Source organism: Pseudomonas sp. NFX5, assembly GCF_049132125.1.
GTDB lineage: Bacteria > Pseudomonadota > Gammaproteobacteria > Pseudomonadales > Pseudomonadaceae > Aquipseudomonas > Aquipseudomonas marginalis.
Map to the genome: position 1 here is coordinate 15,049 of NZ_JAFMZG010000025.1, position 12,268 is coordinate 27,316.

Below are 12,268 nucleotides of genomic sequence, written 5' to 3' on the forward strand. Positions count from 1 at the left end.
GAGGGAGCAAGCGCCCTCCCACATTAGATTGCAGTGAATTTGAATTAAACTGAGCCCCTTTGCCTCTGCCGAGCGTTCCATGCCCGACTTGCTCGACCAATACCCGCTGACCGCGGGTACTTATCACGAACTGCTGGACGACAGTGGCGCAGTACGCGCCCATTGGCAGCGCTTGCTCGATCACCTGCAACGCAGCACACCCGCGCAACTGGCCCAGCGCCAGGCGCTGCTGACAAGGCAGATCCAGGAAAACGGCGTCACCTATAACGTCTACGCCGACCCCAAGGGCGCCGATCGCCCGTGGGAACTGGACCTGCTGCCCCATGTGCTGGCGGCCGATGAATGGCAGCAGCTGTCAGCCGGTATCGCCCAGCGTGCGCGCCTGCTCAACGCCGTACTGGCGGACCTCTACGGGCCGCAACGCTTGATCAAGGAAGGCCTGCTGCCGGCCGAGCTGGTGTTCGGGCATAACAATTTCCTCTGGCCGTGCCAGGGCATCCAACCGCCTGATGGTGCGTTTCTTCACCTGTATGCCGTGGACCTGGCGCGTACCCCGGATGGCCGCTGGTGGGTCACCGCCGACCGCACGCAGGCGCCTTCGGGCGCCGGTTATGCGTTGGAAAACCGCACCATCGTGTCCCGCGCCTTCCCGGACCTGTACCGTGATCTGCAGGTGCAGCACCTCACCGGTTTCTTCCGCACGCTCCAGGAAACCCTGGCCCGCCAGGCGCCGAGCGATGACCAGCCGCCGCTGATCGTGCTGCTCACCCCTGGGCGTTTCAACGAGAGCTATTTCGAACACCTGTACCTCGCGCGTCAGCTCGGCTACCCGCTGGTGGAAGGCGGCGACCTCACGGTGCGCGACAGCACGGTGTTCCTGAAAACCCTCAGTGGCCTGCGCCGGGTGCACGCGATCATGCGTCGCCTCGACGACGACTTCTGCGACCCGCTGGAGCTGCGCACCGACTCCGCCCTCGGCGTACCCGGCCTGCTCGACGCCGCGCGCCAGGGCAATGTGCTGGTGGCCAATGCCCTGGGCAGCGGCGTGCTGGAATCCCCCGGTTTGCTCGGCTTTCTGCCCAGGATCAACCAGTTCCTGTTTGGCGAAGAGTTGATCCTGCCGTCCATCGCCACCTGGTGGTGCGGTGAGGCGCCGGTGCTCGCCGAAGCCCTGGAGAAACTGCCGGAACTGCTGATCAAACCAGCGTTTCCGTCGCAAAGTTTCACCCCGGTATTCGGTCGCGACTTGAACGACGAGCAACGCCAGGCCCTGGCCGAACGCATGCGTGCGCGGCCTTACGCCTACGTCGCCCAGGAGCTGGCGCAACTGTCCCAGGCACCGGTGTGGCACACCGTGGAGGATCACCTGCAACACCGCGCCATCGGCATGCGCGTGTATGCCGTGGCCAGCGCGGAGGGCTACCGTGTATTGCCCGGCGGCCTGACCCGCGTGGCGGCCGACGCCGATGCCGAAGTGGTATCGATGCAGCGCGGCGGCGCCAGCAAGGACACCTGGGTGCTGGGCGAACGTGCCAGCAGTGGCGAGCATTGGCGCGCCCAACGCGCGATCGGTGCACACGACCTGGTGCGTCGCGACCCTTATCTGCCGTCCCGCGTGGTGGAAAACCTGTTCTGGTTCGGCCGTTACTGCGAACGCTGCGACGACAGCGCACGCTGGCTGCGCATCGTGCTGGCGCGCTATGTCGACGGCGATGACCCCCTGGCCTTGCAGGCGGCGGTCGAGTTGGGTGAAAACCTGCGCCTGCTGCCGGAGGAGGGCGAGCTGCCCGAGCGTTTGCAGGCGGCCTTGCTCGGCGATGATTGGCCGTCGAGCCTGCGCGCCAACCTGCAACGCTTGCAGTGGGCGGCGTCCCAGGTGCGCGGCAAGCTGTCCCGTGAAAACTGGCAGGCCCTGGTGGAGTTGCAGCGCGAAGCCCTGGAGCTGGAGAGCGAAAGCCCGGATTTTGGTGAGTTGCTGGACTTCCTCAACCGCCTGGTGATGTCCCTGGCGGCGCTGTCCGGGTTTGCTCTGGACGACATGACCCGCGACGAAGGCTGGCGCTTCCTGATGATGGGCCGGCGCATCGAGCGCCTGCAATTTCTCAGCAGCAGCCTGGCGGCATTCCTGCGCGGCGTGGCGGTGTTCGATCAAGCGGGCCTGGAGTGGTTGCTGGAGCTGGGCAACAGCAGCATCACCTACCGCTCGCGCTACCTGGCGGTGCCGCAGCTGATCCCGGTACTCGACCTGCTGCTGCTGGACGAGCAAAACCCCCACGCGGTGCTGTTCCAGCTCAAGCTGGTGAGCCGCACGCTGCGACGTCTCAACGACGATTTTGGTGTGCCTCGGGAAACCGGCCTGGGCCCATTGGTGGAGCGCCTGGCGCGTTTCGACCTGGCGTGCCTGGAGAACCCGTTGTTTGGCGAATCCAGCGTGCGTGCTGCACTTGAAGGCCTGGCCGACCTGCTGCAGGCGGTCGCCGATGAGAGTGGGCAGGTATCGGATCGTCTGGCTTTGCGCCACTTTGCCCATGTGGATGATGTCAGCCAGCAAACGGTGTCGGTGTGATGAGTGCGCGCTACCAGATTTTCCACGATACCCATTACCACTACGACAGCCCGGTGTCCCTGGCCCAGCAGCTCGCGCATTTATGGCCTAGGCCTTGCGCCTGGCAGCGTTGCAGCGCCCAGCAACTGGATATCAGCCCGCCGCCGTCCGCACGCCGTGATGAGCTGGACGTGTTCGGCAACCCGATCACCCGCCTGGCGTTCGAGCGGCCCCACGATGAATTGCTGGTCAATGCCGGTTTGACCGTGGAAGTGCTGGCGCGGCCGGTGCTGGATTTCCAGCACTCGCCCGCCTGGGACCAGACCCGCGACAGCCTGACCTACAGCAGCCAGCCGCTGTCGCTCGAGTTGATCGAAGCCTGTCGCTATCGCTTCGAATCGCCCTACGTGCACTTGAAGAAAACCTTCGTCGAATTTTCCGAAAGCTGTTTTCCCCCTGGCAAACCGTTGCTGTTGGGTGTGCAGGCGCTGATGGAAAAGATCTTCAGTGAATTCACCTTCGATGCCGAAGCCACCCAGGTCGCCACGCCGCTGGTGGAAGTGCTGGAGCGTCGCCGCGGCGTGTGCCAGGACTTCGCCCACCTGATGCTCGCCTGCCTGCGCTCGCGCGGCCTGGCGGCGCGTTACATCAGCGGCTACCTGCTCACCCAGCCACCACCCGGCCAGCCACGGCTGATCGGCGCCGATGCCTCCCACGCATGGGTCTCGGTGTATTGCCCGGTATCGGGCTGGGTGGATTTCGATCCGACGAACAATGTGCAACCGGCACTGGAGCACATCACCCTGGCCTGGGGCCGGGACTTCTCCGATGTGTCGCCGTTGCGTGGGGTGATTCTGGGGGGAGGGAGCCATGACCCGGAGGTGCGGGTGACGGTGATGCCGCTGGAATAGCAGGGGAGCGTGGTGAGCCGGGGTGGCCTGCTCACCACAACGAAAATTATTCAGCTGGATCTTTTGGTGTTTCAGTCTCGTCGTTCGTTACTTCACCATCAGCATCCGGGTTGAGTGCGCCCGCTTCTTCATCTACCGCGGCTTTCTTGCGTTGCAGTTTTTCCTCTTTCTTCTGTTCCTTGGCCAAGTCTCTCTGACGTTTGGCGAAGGAGTAATTAGGTTTGGCCATGGGCGATCCTCTAGGGTCGAAGGTGAGGGTGGCGGCGCGCAGCTGCCTTGGGACGACATGGTAGCAGCTTCAAGGGGCGCTTGGCCTTCACTTACCGCAGGCGTACGCGGCCAGGAGGCCATTGAACAGTTGGTTGAGGTGCATGGCTCGGGCTCCAGTGGGTGATGGGCCGATCATAGACAGCCTGCGGCACTTTGGCTGGTTGATTGTGTCGATAAGTCTGATAGCCTAAAGTTGTATACAATCTGTTGATTCAGGTCATAAGAGTTTTTGCCTGCCTCAGGCACCCTTGTCGCATTACGCGTTGTTTAAACCCTGCCTTGGAGATTCACATGTTTGCCAAACTCGTTGCTGTTTCCCTGCTGACTCTGGCCAGCGGCCAGTTGCTTGCTGCAGAGTGCAAGGTCACCGTCGACTCCACTGACCAGATGTCCTTCAACACCAAGGAAATCACGATCGACAAGAGCTGCAAGACGTTTACGGTTGAGTTGACTCACTCCGGCAATCTGCCGAAAAACGTCATGGGCCATAACTGGGTGCTGACCAGCGCCGCCAACATGCAGCCGGTTGCCACTGATGGCATGGCCGCTGGCATCGACAAGAACTACCTGAAAGAGGGTGACGATCGCATCATCGCCCACACCAAGATCATTGGTGCCGGCGAGAAGGATTCGGTGACCTTCGATGTCTCGAAACTGGCGGCCGGTACGGATTACGCGTTCTTCTGCTCGTTCCCAGGCCACATTTCGATGATGAAGGGCACTGTGGTCCTGAAGTAAGACCGCGTTATCGTTCATCGGGGGCTTGCCCCCCGATGACTGCCTGCCAATCAACACACCACTATCTGGCTCACCTCACGGCGCAAACGGCATCACCCGCTTGTGCTCGGTCTTGCGGTACGTCTCGCAGATGATCCGGAACGCTTCCTCGCGCACCGGCTCACCGTGCAGGAACGCATCGATCTCGGCATAGGTCACGCCATGTGACGCTTCATCCGGCTTGCCTGGCGACAGGTCTTCCAGATCGGCCGTCGGCACCTTCTCCACCAACGACTCCGGCGCACCAAAGAACCGTGCAATCGCGCGTACCTGGTTTTTCACCAGGCCGCTCAACGGCGCCAGGTCGCAGGCGCCATCACCGAACTTGGTGAAAAAGCCCATCACCGCTTCCGCCGCATGGTCGGTACCGATCACCAGGCCGCTGGCCGCGCCGGCGATGGTGTACTGCGCCACCATGCGCATGCGCGCCTTGGTGTTGCCGAGCACGAAGTCGCGGGACACCGCCGCCTTGCCTTCAAACGCCGCCACTTCATTGGCCAGGGCTTTCACCGCCGGGCCGATATTCACGGTGTGGCGCTCGTCCGGGTCGATAAAGTCCACCGAGGCCTGGGCATCGATTTCATCGAACTGGGTTTCGTAGGGCAGGCGCACGGCGATAAAGCGGTAGGCCTCGTCACCGGTGCGGGAGCGCAGTTCCTGCATCGCGCGTTGGGCCAAGAGGCCGGCAGTCAGGGAGTCGACGCCGCCGCTGATGCCCAGCACCAGTGTCTTGAGCCCGGAATTACGCAGGCAGTCCTGGATAAACGCTACGCGCCGGGCGACCTCGGCCTCGAGGGCGGCCTGGTCCTTGAACGGTGCTTGGACCTTGAGCTGTTCAGCAATCTCACGCTGTACGGCTTGCATGATTCACTCCTTGCTAGAGATGGCAGGTACTTTGAAAACATGACGCAAATAGGCGACAAAATTCGGGTCGGTGCAGTGGGTCTTGCCCGCTTCATCGGAGATCTTCGCGACGGGCTGGCCATTGCAGGCGGTCATTTTAAGCACGATGCTCATCGGTTCCACCCCTGGAATATCGCAGGTCAGGTTGGTGCCGATGCCGAAGCTCACATTAATGCGACCACGCAGCGCGCGGAATATTTCCAAGGCCTTGGGCAACGACAGGCTGTCGGAGAACACCAGGGTCTTGCTCATCGGCTCGATGCCCAGCTTGTGGTAGTGGGCGATGGCTTTTTCGGCCCACTGCACCGGGTCGCCGGAGTCATGGCGCAGGCCATCGAACAGCTTGGCGAAGTACAAGTCGAAGTCGCCAAGGAAGGCGTCGGTGGTGATGCAATCGGTCAGGGCGATACCCAGCAGGCCACGGTATTCGCGGACCCAACAGTCGAGGGCGGCGATCTGGCTGTCGATCAGGCGCGGGCCGAGTTGCTGGTGGGCCATGATCCATTCATGGGCCATGGTGCCCAGTGGCTTCATATCGAACTCGCGGGCCAGGTGCACGTTGCTGGTGCCGACAAAACGCCCGGGGAAGTCATGTTTGAGCACGCTGACCACCTCTTCCTGCACGCGGTACGAGAAGCGTCGGCGCGTGCCGAAGTCGGCCACTTGCAGCTCGGACAGCTCATCGCTGCTGGCGTTGGCCGTCAGCCAGTCGAACTTGCGGTACAGCTGCTCGCGGGCCTGTTCGAGGATCACCGTCTGGTAACGGTAGCGGTTGCGCACTTCGCTGACGATCGCCAGCATCGGCACTTCAAACAGAATCACATGCAGCCACGGCCCGCGCAGGCGGATAAACAACTCGCCGTTCTCGATGCCGGTCTGCACATAGCGCAGGTTGAAGCGAAACAGCCCGAGAAAGCGCAAAAAGTCCGGCTTCATAAAGCTGATGCGTTCCAGGAACCCCAGTTGATCCGGGCTCAAGCTCAGCTCGGCGAGGCGCTCGATCTGGTAGCGGATCTCCGCCAGGTACGGGCGCAGGTCTTCGCTGTTGCGGCAACGAAACTCCCATTCAACTTCCACGTTGGGGTAGTTGTGCAGCACCGCCTGCATCATGGTCAGCTTGTAGAAGTCGGTGTCGAGCAAGTTCTGCACGATGCGATCGGCAAACACACTCTCGCTCATAACGGGAATCTCCAGACAGGTCGGCGATGGGGGCGGACCTTTACGCATAATTAAGGAAGAGGGCTAGTGGCGCATAGACGCGGGTAGGTTTGCCAGTGATTTTTTTCCAAGGCCACTGGCGCCATCGGGGGCAAGCCCCCTCCCACACTTGGAATGCGTTCCAGATGTGGGAGGGGCGGTGCGACGATTCGACTTGCTCCCGATAGCGATTTTCCAGGCGCTAAATAACCTGCTCCATCATCCACTTCACAAACTCCCGCACCTTGGGCACCTCCGCCGCGTGTTCCGGGAAGGCCAGGTAATAAGCGTCGTGGCTGGGCATTGCATGCTGCCAGGGGATCACCAGCTTGCCGTCGGCCAGTTCTTCTTCCACCAGAAAGCGCGGCAACAAGGCCACGCCGCAACCGACCTGCGCCGCACGAATGCACATATAAAAGGTGTCGAAACGCGGCCCGTGGTAGCTGTGTTCGGTGTGATAACCCTGGTCGGCAAACCAGTCGTGCCAGCCCTGGGGGCGCGAGGCGTTTTGCAGCAGCACCAGGTCGCTCAGTTGCGTGGGATCGGTGAACGGCTGCGCCGGCAGGCTTTCCGGGGCGCAGACCGGTACCAGCTCTTCGCTGAACAGTTTCAGGCTCTCGGTGCCGGGGCGCGAGCCCTGGCCGAAGTAGAAGGCCATGTCGGCCTTGCCTTGCAGCAGTTCGTCCGGCTCCTGTTCGTTGCACAGGTCCAGGTGGATCTGCGGGTGGCGCAGTCGCCAGCCCTTGAGGCGCGGCACCAGCCAGCGCGCGCCAAAGGTGTAGGGGGTGGACACGCGCAACACTTCGGTCTCGCCGCCATAGGAGCGCAGGTAGTGGGTGGACATCTCCACCTGCGTGAGGATCTTGCGTACTTCCACCAGGTACAGGTCACCTGCCGGAGTCATCTGCAAGCGGCGGCGTACGCGGCGGAACAGCAGGTGCTGGAGTAATTCCTCCAACTGCGCGACCTGTTTGCTCACTGCGCTTTGCGTGAGGTTCAGCTCCTCGGCGGCGCGGGTGAAGCTCAGGTGGCGGGTGGCGGCCTCGAAACACTGCAGCGCGGTGATCGAGGGCAAATGTCTTTTGTTCAGCACGGCATGCCTCTTTTTATTCTTTGCATGAATAAACGGAATGATATCTCGCCTAATCGTCGTTTGTTGGTAAGTCTTGGGCCAGCTACAAATAAGGCCTGGATCGCCGTGCGTGCCGCGGTGCGATTTTTTGTTCGAAGATTAAAGGAGTGACCCATGGTTGCCGCATTGCTTGATCGTCTCGGGGTAAACCCGGCGCTGTACCAGGCGGGTAAACAACCCGTGCATTCGCCCATTGATGGCAGCCGTATCGGCAGTGTGCACTGGGAAGGTGCCGCCGAGGTGGAGCAACAGGTCAGTCGCGCCGAGCATGCATTCGAGGCCTGGCGCAACGTGCCGGCACCCCGTCGCGGCGAGTTGGTGCGCCAGTTCGGCGATGTACTGCGCGAATACAAGGCCGATCTGGGCGAGCTGGTGTCCTGGGAAGCCGGCAAGATCACCCAGGAAGGCCTGGGTGAAGTGCAGGAAATGATCGACATCTGCGACTTCGCCGTGGGCCTGTCCCGCCAGTTGTACGGCTTGACCATCGCCTCCGAGCGCCCAGGCCACCATATGCGTGAAACCTGGCACCCGCTGGGTGTGGTCGGGGTGATCAGCGCCTTCAACTTCCCGGTGGCCGTGTGGGCGTGGAACACCACACTGGCGCTGGTGTGCGGCAACGCAGTGATCTGGAAACCGTCGGAAAAGACCCCGCTCACCGCCCTGGCGTGCCAGGCGCTGTTCGAGCGTGTGCTGAAGAATTTCAAGGATGCGCCGCAGTACCTGAGCCAGGTCATCATCGGCGGCCGCGATGCCGGCGCTGCGCTGGTGGATGACCCACGCGTGGCCCTGATCAGCGCCACCGGCAGCACCCGCATGGGCCGCGAAGTGGCGCCGAAAGTTGCCGCGCGGTTTGCCCGCAGCATCCTCGAGCTGGGCGGCAACAACGCCATGATCCTCGGCCCGAGCGCCGACCTGGACATGGCCGTGCGCGCCATCCTGTTCAGCGCCGTCGGCACCGCCGGCCAGCGCTGCACCACCCTGCGCCGCCTGATCGCCCACGAGTCGGTCAAGGAAGAAATCGTCACCCGCCTCAAGGCTGCCTATTCCAAAGTGCGCATCGGCCACCCGCTGGAGGGCAACCTGGTCGGCCCGCTGATCGACAAGCATGGCTTCGACGCTATGCAGGACGCCCTGGAGCAGGCCTTGAGTGAAGGCGGCAAGGTGTTCGGCGGCAAGCGCCAGCTGGAAGACAAGTTCCCCAACGCCTACTACGTGTCACCGGCCATTGTCGAAATGCCTGAGCAAAGCGATGTGGTGTGCACCGAAACCTTCGCGCCGATTCTGTATGTCGTCGGCTACAAGGACTTCGCCGAAGCCCTGCGCCTGAACAACGCCGTGCCCCAAGGCCTGTCGTCGTGCATCTTCACCACTGACGTGCGCGAGGCCGAGCAATTCATGTCGGCGGTGGGCAGCGACTGCGGAATCGCCAACGTCAACATCGGCCCGAGCGGCGCGGAGATTGGCGGCGCGTTTGGCGGTGAGAAAGAGACCGGTGGCGGGCGCGAGTCGGGTTCGGATGCATGGCGCGGGTATATGCGCCGCCAGACCAATACCGTGAACTACTCGCTGGAGTTGCCGCTGGCTCAAGGCATCACCTTCGACTGACCTCCTCAAGACGGAATGCGGTCAAGATTGTTGTTTGTTGGGTCTCACCGGAGTCTGGCAATGGCACTACGCGAAACATGTTTGTGGGAACACCTCACCCCTGGCCGGCCGGACCGTGCCGCGCTCCAGGGCGAGGTCAAGGTGGATGTGTGCGTGATCGGCGCCGGCATCACCGGTTTGTCCGCCGCCATTCATTTGCTGGAACAGGGTAAAAGCGTCGCCGTGCTGGAGGCCCATCGCACCGGCCACGGCGGTTCGGGGCGCAACGTCGGGTTGGTGAATGCCGGCCTGTGGATCCCTCCGGACGAGATCGAAGCCGGGTTCGGCGAAGCGGTGGGCAGCCAGCTCAACCGCATGCTCGGCGCGGCACCGTCGCTGGTGTTCAGCCTGATCGACAAATACACCATCGATTGCCAATTGCGCCGCGAGGGCACTTTGCACATGGCACATAACGCCCGTGGCGAGGCGGATTTGCGCAGTCGTGAAGAACAATGGAAGCGTCGTGGCGCGCCGGTGGAATTGCTCACCGGCCAGGCCTGCGAACACGCCACCGGCACCAAGAAAATCGCTGCCGCCTTGCTGGACCGGCGTGCCGGCACCTTGAACCCGATGGCCTACACCAGCGGTTTGGCGAATGCCGCCGTGGGACTTGGCGGGCAGTTGTTCGACCATTCGCCGGTCGCCCGGTTGGAGCGCCAAGGTGCGAGCTGGTCCGTTCAGACCGCCAGCGGTTCGGTGCAGGCTGCACAAGTGGTCATCGCTTCCAACGCCTACACCGAAGGTGAGTGGACCGAGCTGCGACGCAATTTTTTCCCCGGCTACTACTACCAGGTCGCCTCCGCGCCGCTGACCGACGCCGCCGCCGAGCAGATTCTGCCCGGCGGCCAAGGCTCATGGGACACGCGCCAGGTACTGAGCAGCATCCGCCGCGATGCCGATGGCCGCCTGTTGCTCGGCAGCCTGGGCAACGGTAACCAGAAACCGGCCTGGTTCCTCAAGGCGTGGGCTGATCGGGTGCAGCAACATTACTTCCCGTACCTCAAATCGGTGCAATGGGAATTCACCTGGACCGGCTGCATCGCCTTCACCCCCGATCACCTGATGCGCCTGTTCGAGCCCGCCCCCGGCCTGGTGGCGGTAACCGGCTATAACGGGCGCGGTGTGACCACCGGCAGCGTGGTCGGCAAGGCGTTCGCCGACTATCTATGTCACCAGGATCCCCAAGCCTTGCCGATTCCGTTTGCACCCATGCAACCGCTGGCCGGGGTTGGGCTGCGCAGTTGCCTGTATGAAGCCGGATTTTCGCTGTATCACGCCGGGCAATGCCTGAGGATCGTGATCTGATCAGCGAAATACCGCTCAGAAGCCTGCATTTTCTTAGCCGGCTACTAATCTGTATTGGTGCAGGTCGTAGCAGTTGCGCACTGTAAATGTGCAGTTCCGTTACGCAGGCTGTTACAGCTGTAGGAACTGTCGTTTATTGCTTTGGTTGCAGGTGCGACCCGTCAGGGTTGTACTTTTTCGGCCCATGGGTTGCACCTATTGATGCTAGAGGGTTGCACGTCCTGGCGAGCGGAGCCGAAACGCCTGCAATAACAATGACACCGTGTCTTTTTGAAGAATAAAAACGTAATGGCACGAGGCTTGCTCTGGGCTTTCAGTGAAAAGTTTGAACGCAAGTTGTCGTGCCAAAAATCAAAAATATCGGAGCACCACTCATGTCCCAGACGTTTTACAAGAAAGGTTTTCTGGCCCTCGCCGTTGCAGCGGCGCTGGGTGTTTCTACGTTTGTTCAAGCTGATGTGAAGATTGGCGTTGCGGGGCCGATGACCGGCGCCAACGCCTCGTTCGGTGAGCAGTACATGAAGGGTGCCCAGGCGGCAGCCGAGGTGATCAACAAGGCCGGTGGCATCAACGGCGAGAAAGTCGTGCTGGTGGCAGGCGACGACGCATGCGAACCCAAGCAGGCCGTGGCCGTGGCCAACCGCCTGGCTGACCAGGACAAAGTGATTGGCGTAGTCGGGCACTTCTGCTCGTCGAACACCATCCCGGCCTCCGAGGTCTACGACGAAGCGGGCATCATCGCGATCACCCCCGGTTCTACCAACCCACAAGTGACCGAGCGCGGCCTGGGCGCCATGTTCCGTATGTGCGGGCGTGACGACCAGCAAGGCATCGTCGCCGGCGACTACATCGTCGACGTGCTCAAGGGCAAGAAAGTCGCCGTCATCAACGACAAGGACACCTACGGCAAAGGCCTGGCCGACGCCACCGCTGCCCAGTTGACCAAGCGCGGCGTCAAGCCGGTGCTGGAAGAAGGCCTGACCCGTGGCGAGAAAGACTTCAGTGCGCTGGTCACCAAGATCCGCTCCCTGGGCGCCGACGTCGTGTACTTCGGTGGCCTGCACCCGGAAGCCGGTCCATTGGTTCGCCAGATTCGTGAAGCGGGCCTGAAGGACGTCAAGTTCATGTCCGATGACGGCGTAGTGACCGATGAACTGGTGGCCACCGCCGGCGGCGCGCAATACGTCGATGGCGTGTACATGACCTTTGGCGCCGACCCGCGCCTGCTGCCGGACAGCAAGGCCGTGGTGGAAGAGTTCCGCAAGGCCGGCTACGAGCCTGAGGGCTACACCCTGTACGCCTACGCCTCGCTGCAGGCCCTGGCTGCCGGCTTCAACGGCGCCAAGTCCAACAAGGGCGAAGACGCGGCCAAATGGCTGAAAGCGCACCCGGTCAAAACCGTGATGGGCGAGAAGACCTGGGACGCGAAGGGCGACCTGAAAGTCTCCGACTACGTGGTTTACCAGTGGGATAAAGACGGCAAATACCACCAGCTGGAAAAGCAGAAGTAATCCATGTGGGAGGGGGCTTGCCCCCGATAGCGGTGGGTCAGCTGAACAACTGTTGACTGACCCACCGCTATCG

At 62.2% G+C, this 12,268-nt stretch carries 10 protein-coding genes; 6 read left to right on the forward strand and 4 right to left on the reverse strand.

Features of this window, described 5'->3' with window-relative positions; all coding sequences use genetic code 11:
* Positions 1-79: 79 nt before the first annotated feature.
* Together J1N02_RS16360 and J1N02_RS16365 are read left to right on the forward strand one after the other, a co-directional pair.
* Positions 80-2,566, forward strand: coding sequence for a circularly permuted type 2 ATP-grasp protein (locus J1N02_RS16360; protein WP_092358966.1), 2,487 nt, complete (start codon positions 80-82; stop codon positions 2,564-2,566).
* Positions 2,566-3,456, forward strand: coding sequence for a transglutaminase family protein (locus tag J1N02_RS16365; protein WP_421147488.1), 891 nt, complete (start codon positions 2,566-2,568; stop codon positions 3,454-3,456). Before J1N02_RS16360 ends, J1N02_RS16365 begins: the two co-directional genes overlap by 1 nt.
* A 46-nt stretch (positions 3,457-3,502) precedes the next feature.
* On the opposite strand, the gene J1N02_RS16370 is transcribed toward J1N02_RS16365, so the two are convergent.
* Positions 3,503-3,685 (reverse strand): hypothetical protein, encoded by a 183-nt coding sequence (locus J1N02_RS16370; RefSeq protein ID WP_027607695.1) that lies wholly within the window; start codon positions 3,683-3,685, stop codon positions 3,503-3,505.
* Between the two features lie 332 nt (positions 3,686-4,017).
* On the opposite strand from J1N02_RS16370, the gene azu reads away from it, so the two are divergent.
* Positions 4,018-4,464, forward strand: a complete 447-nt coding sequence (gene azu / locus J1N02_RS16375) for an azurin (protein WP_098480474.1) — start codon at positions 4,018-4,020, stop codon at positions 4,462-4,464.
* 75 nt (positions 4,465-4,539) lie between these two features.
* On the opposite strand, the gene nadE is transcribed toward azu, so the two are convergent.
* The 3 genes from nadE to J1N02_RS16390 form a co-directional block, all read right to left on the reverse strand.
* Positions 4,540-5,367: an ammonia-dependent NAD(+) synthetase gene (gene nadE / locus J1N02_RS16380; RefSeq protein WP_027607697.1), complete on the reverse strand. Its 828-nt coding sequence runs from the start codon at positions 5,365-5,367 to the stop codon at positions 4,540-4,542.
* 3 nt (positions 5,368-5,370) lie between these two features.
* Positions 5,371-6,585, reverse strand: a complete 1,215-nt coding sequence (gene pncB / locus J1N02_RS16385; protein WP_012721934.1) for a nicotinate phosphoribosyltransferase — start codon at positions 6,583-6,585, stop codon at positions 5,371-5,373.
* 220 nt (positions 6,586-6,805) lie between these two features.
* Positions 6,806-7,696, reverse strand: a complete 891-nt coding sequence (locus J1N02_RS16390; RefSeq protein ID WP_092358962.1) for a LysR family transcriptional regulator — start codon at positions 7,694-7,696, stop codon at positions 6,806-6,808.
* A 153-nt stretch (positions 7,697-7,849) separates the two neighbouring features.
* Here J1N02_RS16390 and J1N02_RS16395 point away from each other — a divergent pair, with 153 nt between their 5' ends.
* The 3 genes from J1N02_RS16395 to J1N02_RS16405 all read left to right on the forward strand — a co-directional run bounded on the left by J1N02_RS16395 (position 7,850) and on the right by J1N02_RS16405 (position 12,195).
* Positions 7,850-9,340 (forward strand): aldehyde dehydrogenase family protein, encoded by a 1,491-nt coding sequence (locus J1N02_RS16395; protein WP_098480473.1) that lies wholly within the window; start codon positions 7,850-7,852, stop codon positions 9,338-9,340.
* Positions 9,341-9,400: 60 nt separating this feature from the next.
* Entirely contained in the window at positions 9,401-10,684 is a 1,284-nt protein-coding gene (locus tag J1N02_RS16400; protein ID WP_098480472.1) for an NAD(P)/FAD-dependent oxidoreductase, read from the forward strand.
* Positions 10,685-11,058: 374 nt separating this feature from the next.
* Positions 11,059-12,195 (forward strand): branched-chain amino acid ABC transporter substrate-binding protein, encoded by a 1,137-nt coding sequence (locus tag J1N02_RS16405; RefSeq protein WP_027607701.1) that lies wholly within the window; start codon positions 11,059-11,061, stop codon positions 12,193-12,195.
* Positions 12,196-12,268: the final 73 nt, after the last annotated feature.

Excerpts from the sequence above, each read along its gene's own strand:
- J1N02_RS16360 (WP_092358966.1), top strand. The coding sequence starts at position 80 with ATGCCCGACTTGCTCGACCAATACCCGCTGACCGCGGGTACTTATCAC.
- J1N02_RS16365 (WP_421147488.1), top strand. The coding sequence starts at position 2,566 with ATGAGTGCGCGCTACCAGATTTTCCACGATACCCATTACCACTACGAC.
- J1N02_RS16370 (WP_027607695.1), bottom strand. The coding sequence starts at position 3,685 with ATGGCCAAACCTAATTACTCCTTCGCCAAACGTCAGAGAGACTTGGCC.
- azu (WP_098480474.1), top strand. The coding sequence starts at position 4,018 with ATGTTTGCCAAACTCGTTGCTGTTTCCCTGCTGACTCTGGCCAGCGGC.
- nadE (WP_027607697.1), bottom strand. The coding sequence starts at position 5,367 with ATGCAAGCCGTACAGCGTGAGATTGCTGAACAGCTCAAGGTCCAAGCA.
- pncB (WP_012721934.1), bottom strand. The coding sequence starts at position 6,585 with ATGAGCGAGAGTGTGTTTGCCGATCGCATCGTGCAGAACTTGCTCGAC.
- J1N02_RS16395 (WP_098480473.1), top strand. The coding sequence starts at position 7,850 with ATGGTTGCCGCATTGCTTGATCGTCTCGGGGTAAACCCGGCGCTGTAC.
- J1N02_RS16400 (WP_098480472.1), top strand. The coding sequence starts at position 9,401 with ATGGCACTACGCGAAACATGTTTGTGGGAACACCTCACCCCTGGCCGG.
- J1N02_RS16405 (WP_027607701.1), top strand. The coding sequence starts at position 11,059 with ATGTCCCAGACGTTTTACAAGAAAGGTTTTCTGGCCCTCGCCGTTGCA.